17 protein-coding genes are annotated in these 17,092 nt (G+C 37.6%); all 17 read right to left on the reverse strand.

Going from position 1 to position 17,092, the window contains the following annotated elements; all coding sequences use genetic code 11:
* Positions 1-83: 83 nt before the first annotated feature.
* Complete coding sequence (locus HNQ82_RS05375) at positions 84-1,046, reverse strand: MBL fold metallo-hydrolase (protein ID WP_183247813.1); 963 nt, start codon at positions 1,044-1,046, stop codon at positions 84-86.
* Between the two features lie 2 nt (positions 1,047-1,048).
* Positions 1,049-1,681, reverse strand: a complete 633-nt coding sequence (locus HNQ82_RS05380) for an NUDIX hydrolase (RefSeq protein ID WP_032101766.1) — start codon at positions 1,679-1,681, stop codon at positions 1,049-1,051.
* The gene (locus HNQ82_RS05385) at positions 1,681-2,661 is read right to left on the reverse strand and encodes an ABC transporter permease (RefSeq protein WP_183247815.1); all 981 of its coding nucleotides are present in this window, start codon (positions 2,659-2,661) and stop codon (positions 1,681-1,683) included. Before HNQ82_RS05385 ends, HNQ82_RS05380 begins: the two co-directional genes overlap by 1 nt.
* The gene (locus HNQ82_RS05390) at positions 2,654-3,565 is read right to left on the reverse strand and encodes an ABC transporter ATP-binding protein (protein WP_183247818.1); all 912 of its coding nucleotides are present in this window, start codon (positions 3,563-3,565) and stop codon (positions 2,654-2,656) included. The genes HNQ82_RS05385 and HNQ82_RS05390 overlap by 8 nt, the downstream gene beginning before the upstream one ends.
* Positions 3,565-4,356 carry a GDSL-type esterase/lipase family protein gene (locus HNQ82_RS05395; protein WP_183247819.1) on the reverse strand — a complete coding sequence of 264 codons (792 nt, stop codon included), beginning with the start codon at positions 4,354-4,356 and terminating at the stop codon, positions 3,565-3,567. The genes HNQ82_RS05390 and HNQ82_RS05395 overlap by 1 nt, the downstream gene beginning before the upstream one ends.
* A 98-nt stretch (positions 4,357-4,454) precedes the next feature.
* Positions 4,455-5,816 carry a type I glutamate--ammonia ligase gene (gene glnA / locus HNQ82_RS05400; RefSeq protein WP_183247821.1) on the reverse strand — a complete coding sequence of 454 codons (1,362 nt, stop codon included), beginning with the start codon at positions 5,814-5,816 and terminating at the stop codon, positions 4,455-4,457.
* A 275-nt stretch (positions 5,817-6,091) separates the two neighbouring features.
* Positions 6,092-6,292 carry a cold-shock protein gene (locus tag HNQ82_RS05405; protein WP_003398700.1) on the reverse strand — a complete coding sequence of 67 codons (201 nt, stop codon included), beginning with the start codon at positions 6,290-6,292 and terminating at the stop codon, positions 6,092-6,094.
* A gap of 189 nt (positions 6,293-6,481) precedes the next feature.
* Positions 6,482-7,042 (reverse strand): thioredoxin family protein, encoded by a 561-nt coding sequence (locus HNQ82_RS05410; RefSeq protein ID WP_183247823.1) that lies wholly within the window; start codon positions 7,040-7,042, stop codon positions 6,482-6,484.
* Positions 7,043-7,125: 83 nt separating this feature from the next.
* Positions 7,126-9,591: a U32 family peptidase gene (locus HNQ82_RS05415; RefSeq protein WP_183247826.1), complete on the reverse strand. Its 2,466-nt coding sequence runs from the start codon at positions 9,589-9,591 to the stop codon at positions 7,126-7,128.
* A gap of 99 nt (positions 9,592-9,690) precedes the next feature.
* Positions 9,691-11,607: a DUF6449 domain-containing protein gene (locus HNQ82_RS05420; RefSeq protein ID WP_183247828.1), complete on the reverse strand. Its 1,917-nt coding sequence runs from the start codon at positions 11,605-11,607 to the stop codon at positions 9,691-9,693.
* Positions 11,582-12,481 carry an ABC transporter ATP-binding protein gene (locus HNQ82_RS05425; RefSeq protein ID WP_183247837.1) on the reverse strand — a complete coding sequence of 300 codons (900 nt, stop codon included), beginning with the start codon at positions 12,479-12,481 and terminating at the stop codon, positions 11,582-11,584. The genes HNQ82_RS05420 and HNQ82_RS05425 overlap by 26 nt, the downstream gene beginning before the upstream one ends.
* Positions 12,465-12,863, reverse strand: a complete 399-nt coding sequence (locus HNQ82_RS05430; protein ID WP_183247839.1) for a GntR family transcriptional regulator — start codon at positions 12,861-12,863, stop codon at positions 12,465-12,467. The genes HNQ82_RS05425 and HNQ82_RS05430 overlap by 17 nt, the downstream gene beginning before the upstream one ends.
* A 138-nt stretch (positions 12,864-13,001) precedes the next feature.
* The gene (locus tag HNQ82_RS05435) at positions 13,002-13,625 is read right to left on the reverse strand and encodes a hypothetical protein (protein WP_183247841.1); all 624 of its coding nucleotides are present in this window, start codon (positions 13,623-13,625) and stop codon (positions 13,002-13,004) included.
* An 826-nt stretch (positions 13,626-14,451) separates the two neighbouring features.
* Entirely contained in the window at positions 14,452-15,102 is a 651-nt protein-coding gene (locus tag HNQ82_RS05440; protein ID WP_183247843.1) for a nitrous oxide reductase accessory protein NosL, read from the reverse strand.
* A gap of 100 nt (positions 15,103-15,202) precedes the next feature.
* Positions 15,203-15,412: a DUF6501 family protein gene (locus HNQ82_RS05445; RefSeq protein ID WP_183247845.1), complete on the reverse strand. Its 210-nt coding sequence runs from the start codon at positions 15,410-15,412 to the stop codon at positions 15,203-15,205.
* Positions 15,413-15,427: 15 nt separating this feature from the next.
* Positions 15,428-15,631 carry a hypothetical protein gene (locus HNQ82_RS05450; protein WP_032101777.1) on the reverse strand — a complete coding sequence of 68 codons (204 nt, stop codon included), beginning with the start codon at positions 15,629-15,631 and terminating at the stop codon, positions 15,428-15,430.
* A gap of 114 nt (positions 15,632-15,745) precedes the next feature.
* Positions 15,746-16,954 (reverse strand): threonine ammonia-lyase, encoded by a 1,209-nt coding sequence (gene ilvA / locus HNQ82_RS05455; RefSeq protein ID WP_183247847.1) that lies wholly within the window; start codon positions 16,952-16,954, stop codon positions 15,746-15,748.
* Between the last annotated feature and the right edge of the window lie 138 nt (positions 16,955-17,092).

Raw genomic sequence — 17,092 nt, forward strand, 5'->3', positions numbered from 1 at the left:
TTTTCATCTATTTTGCTTACATATCGGACAGGTTCCTGATTATACCAAATCAGGAACCTGTCTTTTTTTCTCCCACAAACATTTTACTCATACTTTTGTTTTTCCGTATAATCAACAAGTCCCATCGCACACACTTGTAAATCAAGTTGAAGTAGTTTGTATACATCTGCATCATCTGGTACTTGCTGTTTACGCAAAAATGTTTGAACGATGTTAAATAAACGTTTGAAAACAGCCTCTGTTTTTTCTGTGAAAGATTTATGCATTTGTTCATTCACGATCTCGTTGCTTTCTTGAACGAAAATAGGTAACCAATAATGAAGTTGTTCCCAAACCGCCTGCGTATGTGTTGACATGCCGAAATGGCCAAAATATATACGATCTGGACGAAATTCCATAAATTTCTCAATCGACGCGCTCATAGCTTCTGGATCAAATTGATTTGGTGATGTAGAAGGCAAGTATAACTCAACGTAGTATGAAAGTAGCTGTGGATAAAAAACCCCAGCCGTATCACCTGTAAAAATTCCATTGCTTTTTTCATCATAAATAGAAAAATGGTGATTCGCATGCCCTGGTGTATGAAGAAATGTCAGCGTGCGATCTTTTCCAATTTGTAACGTTTCCCCATCTTCTTTTACAATTAACCGATCTTCAGGAATGGGAACGATCGGGTCAAATAATGCGTCAAATTTTTCACCATAAACCGCTTTTGCTCCTTGAATGAGACGAGACGGATCGGCTAAATGGCGCATTCCTTTTGGATGGACAAATACGCGAGCATTTGGACAATGTTGCAATAACAAACCTGCTCCACCAGCATGATCTAAATGAATGTGTGTGACAATGATATTTTTTACGTCGCGCAAATCAATCGATAATGCTTCTAATCCTTTAAGTAAGTATGGAATAGATGGACTTGCGCTTGTTTCAATAATCGTCACCTCCTCTTCTCGAAAAACATATGCTCCTGTCCGATGAGAGGTTTGTAAATCATACAAATCAATGAGTGAAATGCCAAATCCTAAATCAACAGGTTGTGACATGGCTATTCTCCTTTCCCTTTTTGAATGAGTTGAGTGAAATGATATACGATTTTTGCTGTTAATCCCCAGATCACTTTGTCTTTGTAGTAATAAAAATGTTCCTCCATGTGTCGTGGATGCCAATTATACTCTCTTCCCCCTGGGATATCATCAAATGGAAAATCTTCCTCCGGTTTTGGCTCAAATGAAACACGATATATTTTTGGTTTCGTTTCTAAAAAGAAAGATAGTGGTACAGTAAACACATCATTTACTTCTTTCTCATTTATTTGCATACAAGTAATATTAGCGAAACCAACAAATGGATAAATAACCATACCAAATGGTGAAAATATATAGTCAAGCGGGACAATATGTGTAATATGTTCTTTTTCAATTCCTAACTCTTCACACGTTTCCCGAATAGCTGTTTCTCTTGGACTTTGATCACACGAGTCCATTTTCCCACCTGGAAAACAAATTTCTCCCGGTTGGCGACGTAGTTGCAGTGAGCGTACTTCAAATAACACAAACACCTCATCATCTTGTTGAATAAGCGGGAGAAGCACAGCATACTGAGCAAATTTGTCGTAATCCATGATTGTTGGCGTCCGTCGTTGCAATTCATTGATCAATGTGGCAATCATTTTATTCATTAGTAAACATCCCTTTTCGTAAATACATAAAAAGAAACAATCAGCGCAACAAGTGCCCAAGTGGCGAGCACCATCATCGAAAAAGAAAGCGTCATTCCATCGATAGGTGGCGCCATCCCACTAATGTAACTTGTAAGACGTAAATTGACCATGAACAAATATTTTGCCGATTCCCACGATGATACCATACTTGATAAAATGGCTCCTGAAATAAGAGCGGCAAGCATAATTCCCATAACTGCAGCGGTACTACGTATTAACACCGATAACATAAATGTTAGTGTCCCGACAACGAGCGAAACAAAAAAAGCAAGTCCAAATTCAATAAGTAAGTATTTCCATTGGGGGATAAGATGAACAGCTGCCGTATTTAATTCTTCGCCTTGGATCGAAAATCCTGTTAAAAGCGGCAAATTCCATCCCCCGTATCCAAATACAATACCAGAAATGGCGTACGATAAAATAGCGACAGAAAACACGATAAACGATGTAGATAAAATCATGGCGATATATTTGCTCATTAAAATTTTCCATCGCTTCACAGGACGTGTCAACAGCAGTTTGATCGTTCCTCCGCTTGCTTCTGATGAAACAAGGTCAGCTGCAATGACCATAACAAGTAGCGGCAAAAACAATTCAATCGAGTTTTCAATAAACATGCGCATAAATGTCGGAGCACCGGGAGCCATCGGATTAATATCGTTATCTAAATAATATTGTTGTTGCTGTAAACGAATTTTGAGAAACTTTTTCCATTCTTCAGAAATTCCTGTTGAGTTTAAGCGGTTTTGTGTATCGATGATTTGTTGTTGCAGTTGTGTGCGCCAATCTGTTGTTCCAATACGTTCTCGAATCGTTTCAATTTGTTTAAGTTGTGCATATGTAAATAAACTAACGAGAACAGCTACGATGGCTGCAATGATAAATAGTCGTTTTTTACGAACAATTTTTAACATTTCATTGTATACGAGATTAATCAATCGTTTCCCCTCCTGTTAATTCAATAAATAAATCTTCAAGTGTTGGAAGTTTTCGCTCGATTCCGCTGACAAGCACTCCTGCTTCAATTAAACGAGCATTGCACCGAGCAATAGTTTCGTTTGATTCATAAATCGTAACGATCGCTCCATCCTTTTCACCGATGACAGTCGTCTCATTTATTAATATTTCTTTAGCTGTATTAATCGGGACAACGTTCCAATATGTCCGTGCTTGTTCTTGTAATAAATGTTCGACCGTATCAATGCGAATAATCTCTCCTTTGGACATAATGGCAACACGGTCGCACATGAGTTGTATTTCACTCAATAAATGCGATGAAACGAGAACGCTTAACTGCTCTTGTTCAGCAAGCGAGCGAATAAACTGTCTCATTTCACGAATGCCGACAGGATCTAAACCATTTGTTGGCTCATCTAAAATGAGTACCGTTGGTTTTCCAAGCAACGCTTGCGCAATACCAAGGCGTTGACGCATACCAAGCGAATATGTACGTACAAGATCATAAATCCGATTTTGTAAACCGACGAGTTCGACTACTTCTTGAATGCGATGCATGGTCACTCCTGGAACCATACGCGCAAAATGCTCAAGGTTTTCCCACCCGCTTAAATATGGATAAAGTTCAGGGTTTTCAACGATACAACCAATGTGTTGAATGGCTTTTGTAAATTGTTTTTGTAAATTGTATCCACAAATTGAGATCGTTCCAGATGTAGGGCGAATTAATCCGACAAGCATGCGAATGGTCGTTGTTTTTCCTGCACCATTTGGGCCTAAGAAACCAAACACTTCACCTTTTTTTAACGAAAACGAGAGACCTTTAATAATTTCCTTTTTTCCAATATTTTTTCGCACATTTTGTACAACTAATGTTTCTTCCATTATTTTTCTCCTTTCGTTAACGTAATGAGTGAAGCAACACGTTCACCAATTCGTTTATATCCTTCTTTGTTTGGATGAAATTTATCTGTATACAAATAGTCGTTGACTTGCAGTTCAAATAAATCATATGTCGGAACGCAAATGATTGATTTATAGTCGGCTGCTACTTCAGATGCTGCATAATTCCAACTGCGCACAATGGCGGATGTTTCTTTCCCATTGCCTAAATCGTTAAACGGATTATATAAGGCGATATAAAATACAGTTGCATCATCATTTACTGTGCGAATAAGTTGGAAAATCGTATGTAGCTGCTCGACAAATTTCTTTTTTTCTTTTTCAATTTGGGCATGGGATAAGTCCCTTAGTGCTTCTCCACCGCGAAACAAGTCGTTTCCTCCAATCGTCATCAAAATGATGTCCGCCTCTTTTAATTGGCGTTGTACCTCTTTTTGTTTCAGTTGATTGATGAGTTGGGGAGAGCGTTGTCCTTTAATTGCTAAATTTGTGAATTGCATGTGTTGATTTGTCCGTTTTTTTAGGTCATCTACAACATATCCAACGTACCCTTTCCCTGTTTCATCTCCTGTTCCGCGTGTTAATGAGTCGCCAAGGGCGACAATAGAAAGACCGTTATTCTGCTTTATGTTTGAAGTTGTTGGTTTTGGTTGTTTGATCGAGGAAGCTTCGTAAAAAAATTGGTCTTGAATAGTGATGATTAAACCGACAGTCCATAGTAGTGTTGTTGCGGTACAAATCGATACGATCATCGTAATTATTCGTTTAGACACAATATCACCCTTTCGCTATTTTCTATGTACCATCATAAACCATTTGTTGTTCAAACGCATAATGAAAACATGCAAAAAGCGAGCACAATCGCTCGCTTTTAAAATTTCGCTTGATAATGTTCGATTTCCCAAGCATGAACTGCTGTTCGATAGCTATCCCATTCGTTCTTTTTCATTGCGACATACTCACCAAATACGTGGTTACCTAACGTATGACGTCCAATTGTTCCATTTTCTAACTCTTCAATCGCTTTCCCTAAACTACCTGGAAGATTTTCGATACCAAGCTCCGCACGGCGTTCAGCCGTCATATGGAAAATGTCTTCATCAATTGGTGCTGGACAAGTGAGTTGTTTTTCTACTCCATCAAGTCCTGCTTCAGCAATGACTGCAAACGCTAGGTATGGATTGGCAGATGGATCAGGACAACGAAGCTCAACGCGTGTTGCCAATCCTCGTTTCGCAGGAATGCGAATAAGTGCGGAGCGGTTCGATGCTGACCATGCAATATAACAAGGTGCTTCATATCCTGGGACAAGACGTTTATATGAGTTTACAAGTGGGTTTGTAATGGCTGCGAAATTTTTCACGTTTTGCAATAAACCAGCAATGAATTGGTATGCTGTTTCAGATAATTGATTGTCGTCCGATGGATCAAAGAAAGCATTTTCGCCGTCTTTAAATAACGAAATGTTCACATGCATTCCTGAACCATTAATACCGAAAATCGGTTTTGGCATAAACGTAGCATGCAATCCGTATTTTTTAGCGATCGTTTTTACAACCCATTTGTATGTTGTGGCATTATCCGCAGCACCGAGGGCATCGGCATATTTGAAATTAATTTCATGTTGCCCTTCAGCAACTTCATGGTGTGAAGCCTCAATTGTAAATCCCATCGCCTTTAATGCGCGATAAATGTCTAGGCGGACACGTTCACCGAGATCTTTAGGTGACGGTTCAAAGTATCCGCCGTTATCTTGTGGCGTCGTTGTAGGATTGCCATTTTCGTCAGTTTTAAATAAGAAAAACTCTAATTCTGGACCGACGGAAATCGTGTATCCTTTTTGTTTCGCACGTTCAACTGTTTTTTTCAGTACGTTACGTGGATCTCCTTCAAATAACGTTCCGTCTGGGTTGACGACAGAGCAAAGAAAACGTGCTTCTGCATATTCATTTTCTACTGTCCACGGTAACACCGCAAATGTTTGTAAATCAGGGAGTAAATATAAGTCGGAGCGATTGATTGGTGAAAAACCTTTAATTGAAGATCCGTCAAACATGATTTTTCCTTCTACTACATCATCTAGTTGCTCCGTTGTAACTGTGACGTGTTTTAAAACCCCTTCAATATCAACAAATTGTAAGTGTAACAGTTCAACGTGTTTTTGTTTTATGATCTCTTTAATTTGTTCAACTGCTGAAATATTTGTTTGTTCAGAAACGAGTAGTTTATTCATGTCACATTACCTCACATTCTTATGTATAGTTTTATAACATGAGTTTATTATATGTAATCATTCTTCTTTTTTCAATAGTTTTTTATCAAATTTTCTGTATTTTTATTTAAAAAGGACACGCTTCCTATGAGCGTGTCCGAACAAACAAAAACGACGGAAACCCTACCTCTCTTCCGTCCTTGCAGCTCCGAAGCTGCGCCAGTGAGAATTTGTTTTGTCGCATATAAAATAAAAACGGGATCTCACGAAGAGCGAGATCCCGTACGTTTGACTATTTATGCTTTTTGCACGTTTGCCGCTTGTGGCCCACGGTTACCATTCACGATGTCAAATGTTACTTTTTCGCCTTCTTCCAACGTTTTGAATCCAGTACCTTGGATCGCTGTGAAGTGAACGAATACGTCTGTACCTCCGTCCGTCTCAATGAATCCAAAACCTTTTTCTGCGTTAAACCATTTTACTTTACCTGTGTTCATGTGAAATTCCTCCAAAACAATTTTAAAAATTGACCACCGTTTCATTACTCATAAAACAAAAGCTGCACTTTTGCCAAGTCCTTATAAGATGAACCTGACGAAGGTGCAGCTTATAACGATCATTGATATAACGAACGAAATGGTACTTCTTTAGTATATAGGTCCGAAACAAAAATGTCAAATGTTTTTTTATTTTTCTTTCCACTTGATACTACAACCGATACTCGGTTTTTGTTCTTTCGGAACAGGTTTACCTGATAGCAATGCGTCTAAAGCTGCTCGAATCGAAGAACCTGTAACCGGGATCTCGTTACCTGGTCGTGAATCATCGAGTTGACCACGGTAAACACATTGTAGTTCACCATCAAATATGTAGAAATCCGGTGTGCATGCAGCTTGATATGCTTTCGCTACCTCTTGTGTTTCATCAAATAAATATGGAAATGGATAGCCAAGCTGTTCAGCTATCTCTTTCATTTTTTCAGGGGAATCATCTGGGTATTTTTCCACATCGTTTGAATTGATTGCGATAAACGAAACTCCTTTTGGTTGATAATCATGGGCTAAACGAACAAGTTCTTCTTGAACATGTTTAACAAATGGGCAATGGTTGCAAATAAACATAATTACTGTTGCAATCTCGGACTTGACATCTTCTAATCGTACCGTTTTTCCGGTAATGACGTTGACAAGCTCAAACGATGGCGCTTTCTCTCCTAATGGAAACATATTTGATTCAACAGCTGGCATAGAAATCACCCTTTCTTTTTTCGTTCATTTACTATTATAGCAAAATGTACACATATGAAAAAATAAGCGAGTCCTAAGCCCGCTTATTTTTTGATTAGCTGTCCGCGCGTGACGCCAAGTTGATTAATGGCTTTTAGTGTACGCCATACGCTTGTACCGCTTCGTTTGCCCTCAAGTGCTTCACGATATAAACTGACGACTTCTTCTACTTTTTTCGGCGACTCTTCCAAAAACTCAATACGATATGAACGGACACCGAGCGATAAAAAGTTCGGAATGTATTCGGCACCAGATTGCTCGATCGCATTGTACACCGTATTGCGACAGCCGATATCGACACGAACAGGATGAAGCATACCGATACGATCTCGCAAGGAGACACGATGTTTTTCACATGGTCGCCCACAGTTTGTAAAATCGGTTCCTTCACTTAAAAATGTACAATATACACAATGCTCAGTATGAAACATCGGCAAATGCTGATGAATGACAATTTCAATATGTTCGGTTGGTGCTGCTTCAAGTAAATCAATCATTTGTTGAATGTTTAAATCGTATGAAGGTGTAATCCGATCAAGTCCTCGGGATAAAAATAATTGTGCAGACAGATGGTTTGAAATATTAAGTGAAAAATCACCAATTAACGTTTGCTCAACTGATTGACTCGTATAATATTGTACAGCTCCCAAACTACGCACTAAAATGGCATCTGGCTCGGCTTTTAAAATTCCTCTCAAAATTCCGTTTTCTCCAGGCATATGAATGCGTGGAGTGGCTAAAGCAATTGGCTTATTTGCAGTTCGGGCGATCCGGACAGCCTTTGGATAATCGGTTGTAAATTCGAAATCAGCATACACCATTTCAACATCTGTATCACATACCGCTTCGACTTGTCCAAGCGTACGGCAAAGCGCCATTAAAGAAGGGGTCTTTGCTTGTTGTTTTTGCCGATAAGGAGATGTTAAATCAATCGGTTGTTTGCTGTATAATCGCGGCCGTTGTCTTTGTTCAATGAGTTGTTCAACAGCTTGTCTTCTTATTCGGTTTAATTCTTTAACAGGAACAATCACATCACCTGTGATATACATATGAACATCTTTTAGTTCAAAAATTGTTCCGCCTAATCTCCCGAATTGTTCTTTTATAAATTCTAGTGTTAACGGTCGTTTTTGAGCAATATCTAACAACTGCTCAGATTGAACAGTTACTTCATTTCCTGTCGTTTCATCGTACCATGTCGAAATGAGCGGTTCCCCTGCTTCACCATACACACGCACAGTTAGCGGAAACAGCCGATATGGTCGCTCGGTTTCAAACGTTTTACGCAAGCGACGTTCAAGTTCTTGATCGCTCGTTTTCCAAATGCGATCTCCGACATGTATACGTGTTAAATTGATGTCATGTCGGCCAGGGATAATTTCAACGACACCTTTTTCGACTTCACCCTCGACTTTTTTTCCGTGTTTTCGTAAGTCATACACGCGACCGCCTTCTTCTTTTTCTTCTGGGCGTCCTGCATCAAATACAATTCCGTCTCCACGTTTTAGCGGAGCTTGCAACTCACATAAAACACCATCTTTTAATACTTTTTTGACCGTTCCAAGAAATACGCCACGACTCTTTGGGAACGTTCCATCAACAAGCTGTTTATTGTTCGTTCCTTTTAAAAATCCATGTGTAAATCCACGACTAAAACTTTGCTGAAGTTCGCGTATCTCTTCTTTCGAAGGGGTATAATGCCGCCCCGCTAAATATTCATCAATCGCTTTACGATATTTACTAACAACATTAGCTACATATTCTGGTGATTTTAATCGACCTTCAATTTTAAATGTGCTAACTCCCGCCTCAATAAGCTCTGGAACGAGATCAAGAGCAGCTAAATCTTTCGGTGAAAGTAAATAAGCAACGTTCCCCATTTCTTTTTGTTCACCGTCAACGATTAAATCGTATGGCAGACGGCAGGCTTGAGCGCACTCACCACGATTGGCAGAACGCCCTCCCCACATTTCTGATGTTAAACATTGTCCGGAATATGATACACAAAGCGCCCCGTGAACGAACACTTCCAACGGTACATTCGTTTTCTCGGCAATTTTTTGAATGTGTGTTAAATTATTTTCCCGACCGAGTACCATGACTTCTAAATGATACGGCTTTAAAAATTCAACCGCTTCTGGAGATGTGATGGTCATTTGTGTCGATCCGTGAATCGGAAAATCAGGTGACATATCACGAATGAGTTGAACAAGTCCTAAATCTTGTACGATGAGCGCATCTACCCCTGCATCTATACATGCTTCAACTAACTGCTTTGCTTCTTCTAGTTCATTTTCAAAAACTAAAATATTAAAAGTGACATATCCGCGAACATTGTATTTATGCAAATAAGCCATGACATCCTTTAATTCTTCCATGCGAAAATTTTTTGCCCGTACACGCGCATTATATTTATCGACACCAAAATAAACGGCATCTGCACCGTTTGCGACGGCGGCACGAAGACAATCCCAATCTCCGGCTGGTGCTAATAGTTCAATTCGTCTCACAGCTAGTCAACCTCTCTATTTTTTATCATGAACAACAATATATTACCGAATATATCCCCTATTTGCCAACAAAGAAAAAGACCTGAATACACAGGCCTTTTAATCAACAAATGGGGGGACGAGATGTTTGGAAAATGACTGTATGTCAATATGACCATTTTTATAGTAAATACCTACAATATAATCCCCTCCTCCTCCACCAGCCATTTGTAAACATTGTTCAATTTTCTTTTTATCATGAACGATTATTTTTTCTTTTTCACGCTCAATCATTTCTGGTGTCCAATCATATATCGGGACTTGTTTTATATTTCTTATAATTTTCACTTCCGCGATATCATTAGCTGTTACTCTCGCTTGTTGCAATAAACCGCGATTTTGTAGCCACTGTTCAATAAGATGGTACGATTTTTTCCATTCAACGCTATCCTCGCGGTATTTTTCATATACTATGCTAATCGTTCCCCAACTTCGATACCCTATTATTTCCCCATCAAACGTTTCATTTAAAAGTTGTTGCTGTAAGATCGTTAAAAACGATTCAATGTCTGCACGATCTTGTAACCGAACGAATTTATCTTCTGAACCAATTTTGATTTGTAAAACATTTTTAAAATGATTTGTGCGCAAAATTGGATAATGATTTTTTTTGAATTCAAGTGAATTAAAAATTGGCGCGTAAAATTGATTGTATATATTTAATGGAACGGTATATTGTCGAACGATTCGGTCTCCATTTTTTAAGTCGTAACCAATCACAACGTGACGTATATCGTTTTCTGTATCTGTATATGTTCGTTGCTCAATAAGTTGTTGATGAAATAAATAAATGTGTTCAATATTTTCTTTTTCGTAAAAAAATGCGTTTTCCTCACTTTCCGTATCATTTTCGAAATAGTATATATGGTCGCCAAAGTAGGCACGCTTCACTTCATCGAGTGAAGGTTGGCGTGACTCGTAACCAAATAGATCGGACGTAAACATCAAGCCGACAACAATGATAAAAATCGTATATCCAACATATTCTTTCCAACCTGTGAATACACGCCATGTTTTTTCTAAAATCATACGGGCAATAACATAACCTAACAATGAAGAAAATACGTAGCCAAAGATGATCCATCCCATCCGTTGTTGCATTTCACCAAAATAAGCTCCACCGACAAGCATGACACAAAATGTAAAACCGTATGTAAACACTGGGCGGAGCGGGCGAAAGGCAATTGCATCTGTCGCTGTTTCCACATGACGTTTTTTGTATAGCCACAAACTTAATACATAAAATATAAAAGTGAGAACAATATATATGAATATTTCAAGCGGTTGGATTCGTCTTGTTTCCCAGTTTAAAGATCGGATAAAAGGCACAATCTCGTTCATGCTATAGGATAAATAATATTCATATGCAAAACCGTATAAAAAATATTTCAAATTAAACATAAGTAAAATGAATATGCCTGCTGGGAAGAAAAAGAGAACGTAAGCAAACACACCTTGTAACACGGACATACCTGTAAGCATTCCAACAAATACAGCCCCAGAAAATAACAATATGTTCATTGCTACTGTACCTGCAAACCAAATGGCTACATGTTTAAATGAATACAACGAAATAGGGAGAAACGGCTTTATTAGTATTAAACATCCCGCCATTATTGCAATGGGTACGATAAGAACGACCATCCCAACAATGATATGCTGAAAAAAAAGCGCTTCCCGCTTGAGTGGCAGACTATGCATGTAATCTACAGACAATTTCACTTGCATATAACGAAATAAAAAAATAGCGAGCAAAATTGGAAGTGTAAACATAAGAGGAAACTGAATTATGCTTCCGATATCAAATATGCGGCCGGTTTGATGGTACATAAGCCAATTTTTATTTTCAGCCATCATAAAAATATGAATAGGCAATGCAAAAAGAAGGCCAACGAAATAAACAAGTGCCACCCATCCAACGTTACGAACAATTTGATTGAAAATTCCACGATTAAACAAGAATGTTTTCAATGTCATACCCTTTTTCCCCCATTTCGTAAATAAAAATTTCTTCTAATGTTAGCGGCAATAAGTCAAATAAAATTGGCTCATGTTTTTGAATATGTGCAATGATTTGTTCCTCTTTTCCTCGGACGATACAAAGTAAGACGCTACCGCGATATTCTTGATAAACAACATCCATCTGTTTAAGGAAAGAAGAGGGAGTTTGCCCGTGAAACGCCACTTGTACTTTATGAATGTTTGTTTTCAAGTTATCTAGTTCTTTTTCAATAATGATTGAGCCATTATGCAAAATGCCAATACGGTCACATAAATCTTCTACTTCAAATAAGTTGTGTGAGGAAATAACAACGGTCATTTCTCGTTCTGCTACGTCTTGAAATAAAATGTTCTTCACTTTTTGCCTCATCACAGCATCTAGCCCGTCAAGAGGCTCATCTAAAATAAGCACATCAGGCATTGCTGAAAATGTTAACCAAAATGCGACTTGGCGTTGCATCCCTTTGGACATCCGATGTATTTTTTGATTCATGTTAATTGGAAATAGCTCTTGCATTTTGTAAAAACGTTCTTCGTTCCATTTCGGATATATATGACGATAAAAATCGGCCATTTGTCGGATAGTGGTGTTTGGAAAAAAATAAAGTGTATCAGGTAAAAAGATCATTCGCTCTTTTTGTTTAATGTTTTCAAAAATCGGTTCACCATCAATAGTAATCGTTCCTTTGTTTTGTTTATAAATCCCTGCCATCATCTTCATAAGAGTTGTTTTTCCGGCACCATTTGATCCAAGTAACCCATAAATTGATCCTTTTGGAACGAAAAATGTTACATCTTTAATCGCCTCGAACTCTCCAAATCGTTTGCTTACATCATGAATTTGAATCATCTTCCTCTCCTCCTCGTATCGCACGTTCTGCGCGTTCAACAATCGAAAAGATTTGCTCCTTTTTTATCCCGATATAAAATGCTTCCTGACATAGTTTAAGTATATTTTCCTCTAGTTGTTTGACTTTTTCATCGTAAATAGCCTCTTTTTTGTTGGCGACGAAATTTCCTTTGCCCGGAATAGAGTAAATATACCCTTCTCTTTCTAACTCTCGATATGCCTTTTGAATGGTATTTGGATTAATGGTTAACTGTTTAGCGAGCAAACGAACAGATGGAAGTTGCTCATTCGGTTTCAGCACATCGTGAATAATCATTTCCTTCATTTTTTCGATCAGTTGTTCATAAATCGGTTTTCGGCTCCGCAAATCAAGATCAAACATATCGTCCCCCCTTTCCTTTTCTGTACTAACTGTAATAACTGTATTATATTAAATAATACGGTTGTTGTAAATAGTCATAAATATTTGTTAAAATTGAATAAAGCACTCGGCTCAAAAGAACAGACCGAGTGCTTCTAACTAGAATGACTTTAAATTAAATTTTTTCATTAATTCCTCTTTAAATTTATAATTCTTTGCTTCTTGAGGCACGCCAACTTTTTCGCCATCATTACCAGGAATATCAATGTTGTGTTTACCCTCATTGACACCAGAAATTACATACAGATCATCGTATTTCAAATCAGGCACAAGAAGCAGCATGTAGCTATGGTTTTTATCCATGTTTCGGTAGTTATTAATTGAAAATTTAGTCTTTCCAGGCATAATACCATTATCGTAAACGTAGCTTGGTTCAGCTACCTTGATAATATCCCCAGCTTTATAATCGTGAGTAGTTCTATTTTCAAGGACCTTATTTATTTTAAACTGAGTAATTGTATACGCATCTACTGTAAACCCTCTCTCATCGAATGTTACGAAGTTCTCACTTTCAATTGGTTTTCCAGTAACAACAAGTTGAGAAAAGGTAATCATTTCATCTACTGTGTTAAAGGATACTTGTTTAGCATCAATAGTTGATAAACTTACTTTTTTATCAGCCGACATATACCATAGACTTGAGCCGAGAGAAATAAAACCTAACAGTGCTATTGAAACAATGATAATCTTATTTTTTTTCATATTCGTAATATCTCCTTTCATCTATTAATTTCCCCATTTTTGTTTTAGATGGTCTTTATCCGTCTGTTGAGGGGATCCGTATGTTGTTAGTTCATACTCCTTCATTACAGAGGCACCTGAATTGTCATTATGTCTCAAGCTTAGTGCGTGTCCAAATTCGTGAATAATAACGTCAGTTGATTCAGCAGAAGTTAGTGTGTTCATTTGAGGTGTATTGAGTCGAATTCTTGAACGATCCCTTGCATCCTCCGGATTTACTTGACGCCATCCGAAAAAGCCATACGTCCAATAATCTGCGGTAGCATAAACGGTTGAGCCTGAGATAGTTCCTGCATAAACAACAATGCTATAATATGTAGGCTCAGAAGTGACTTGTGAAATAGCAACCTTTGAAGAAATGTTATTCCAAGTTGCATATGCGGTGTCTGCACGATTATGGTAACCTGCACTGGAAACACTAGCATCACGCCAATACTTAAGGTTTTGTGCCCCAGTATATCCATTAGGATTATAATGATCTTAGTGGGCGTTAACTAAGATGGTTGGTAGTATAAAAGCTAGCGCGAGAATAAGTAATAAAATTCTTTTGACTTTCATAATTTCATTCCTTTCTATAAAATGTTAATTTCATGGATATCATTCTCCATCGATCCTCTTCATCCCTTTCTTTTTTACAAAAATATTTCGTCACAAGCGAAGAAGCATAGAATAATGGCGAAATGTTATTCTTGGGAATTCTATACTCATTAAGCACCATTTCATTTCAATGTATATATTTCTGATTTATATCTAACAATACGTTGATTGTAGTTTTCAAAAAATTAAAAAGCCGCCCAAAAGGCAGCTTTTAATTATGGCTATGTCCATCGTTGTTCATATTTCCATCTTGATGATCATCTTGTTGCATATTGTCGCTATGACCGTGACCTTGTCCATCATTTTTATTTTGCATCATTTGTTTCTTTTTCATATAACGTTCGTGAGCGACTTTGTCAACATCGGCCCATGATACAATCATTGCATTCGATTGTTCATTTATAAATTTGTCAGCATCTTCTTTCTTTGCAAAAAACGCATATCCGTAGTTCATCGGTGTTTTAATATCTGCTTTCACCACTGTCGCGTTTTGTAATTCAATCCATTCTAATGTATTGTAATCACGTACATATTTTTTTGTAGCTTCACCGTGATCTCGTTCATAGTTAAATAAACAGCCGATGTCATCAAAAAACAATACGTTACCGTTTTCAGTTGCAGATTTGGCAGTAAATTTTCCAAGCTCATGTTCTTTCGGATATACTTTCATATTACAAAATACGCACATCGTGTTTTCATCTGGCTCAGCCGTTGCTGCTTTCCTAAACACATCTTCTTGTTTTGTTTCTTTGTTTTCTTCCGTTTGTTTCGTCTCGTTTTGCTTGTCCTCTGCTTGATTGTTGTTGCACCCTGTTAATCCAAAAACAAAGGCTGCAATCAATAAAATAACCCATTTTTTCATTGTTAAAGATCCCCCTTTTTCGTTCCATCCGTAGTCCAATGTACTACATATTTGTGAAGTTTATTTGAAATGAATGTGTTAAAAATGAAAAAAAGCGGTATTATACCGCTTTTTCTGTAAAATAATGCTTATAATATCCGCCAACTTTGCCACGGTTATCGATAATAAAATAAAAATCATTTGTTTCATTTTTTACTTCATACTCTTTGCCTGGTGTTAATACGTTATGTACGATGTATTTTTCTGCATTCGTATGGTTGCATACAACTATTTTAATTGTTGGACGCTCATGCCAATTCAAATGAATCATCAGCGATCTCCTCCTTCAAGAACCTTTATATTTATTTAAAAATTTAGCGAGCTCATGTAGCGCTTGCAATACTGCTAAATGTTTATCGTTTCCGCTCGCCTGTGCTGTCGCCACATCTTTAAACTTTGCATGTGCTTCGTATGATCCATTCTTTTTGTATACGTCTACTCGCACGGTTCCTCTCGGATGCGGAACGATAAAAAATTCCATTCGTTTCATTTTGTTCTCCCCACCTTTAAATCAAGCGTTTATTTAATTTAATAATAGTAGAAAATACGTTAGTTTGAAAGCATTGTTTTACGTGGAGAGAAAAAAGATAGACGATTCACATTTTTAGTCAAGGCGGCGAATGGTGTAACCAGATTCGATTAACACATGTTGAATTTGATTAATATGCTCCCTATTTTTTGTTTCAAGAGAGAATCGAACTTCTGCTTGTCCTGGAAGAACGTTTGTGCCCATTCGTTGATGATCAATGGACATGACATTGGCTTCTAAATCGGCGATAATGCGCAACAACTTATTGAGTTGCCCTGGTTTATCGGAAATAATTGTCGCAAATGTAACAAAGCGTCCTGACTCAACAAGTCCTCGTTCAATGATACGTGAAATAAGTGTGACATCGACATTCCCACCGCTTAAAATTGCGACGATATTTTTTCCTTCAAGTGGAATTTTTTTATACAATAAAGCCGCTAGTGAGCAAGCCGCCGAACCTTCAACAAGTAATTTATTTCGTTCGAGTAAATATAACATCGTTCGTGAAATATCGGTTTCTTCAACACAAACAATATCGTCGACATATTTTTGTATGTATGAAAAAGTTAAATCCCCAATTCGCTTAACAGCGATGCCATCCGCAATTGTATTTAATGGATTAATCATAACTGGCTGATTATGTTGTTTCGCTGCTGTCGTGCTTGCGCAAGCAGTCGATTCAACGCCATATACACGGATAGATGTTTTTTTCTGTTTCATCGCAATTGCTATACCGGCGAGCAAACCACCTCCTCCAACTGGACAAATGACTGCATCAATATCATCTAGCTGTTCAAATAATTCTAGTCCAATTGTACCTTGCCCAGCGATAACAGCTGGATCGTCAAAGGGATGAACAAACGTTGCTCCTGTTTTTTGCTGCAACTTTCGAGCGTATTCCAACGATTCATCAAATACGTCTCCGTGTAAAATGACGTTTGCACCATAACTTTGTGTCGCCTGAATTTTACTTAATGGTGCTCCCTTAGGCATAACAATTGTGCATGGGATACCGATCATACTGCTTGAATAAGCGACTCCTTGAGCATGATTTCCTGCGGAAGCTGCAATGACTCCTCGGCTTTTTTCTTTATCACTTAATGACATAATTTTGTTATATGATCCCCGTACTTTGAATGAACCTGTTTTCTGTAAATTTTCTAATTTCATGTATACTCGATTATTCGATAAACGGCTAAATGTTTGAGAAAATTCAAGAGGAGTTTTATGAACAACGGTTTTCATTCGTTGATAAGCTTCTTCAATATGTTGTAGCGAGACCAATAGTTTTCATCCTCCTTTGTGTCTTCTTTATTATATGTTATTTTTAATTAAGCAATCAATTGTTAATTGTTTTTTTCTTTTTGTTTACATTGATTATTTAGAACATAGTTTAATTAATTAAAATGTGCAAAAGAAAAA

It is taken from the genome of Anoxybacillus tengchongensis (assembly GCF_014201585.1).
In the GTDB taxonomy this organism is placed as follows: Bacteria; Bacillota; Bacilli; order Bacillales; family Anoxybacillaceae; genus Anoxybacillus; species Anoxybacillus tengchongensis.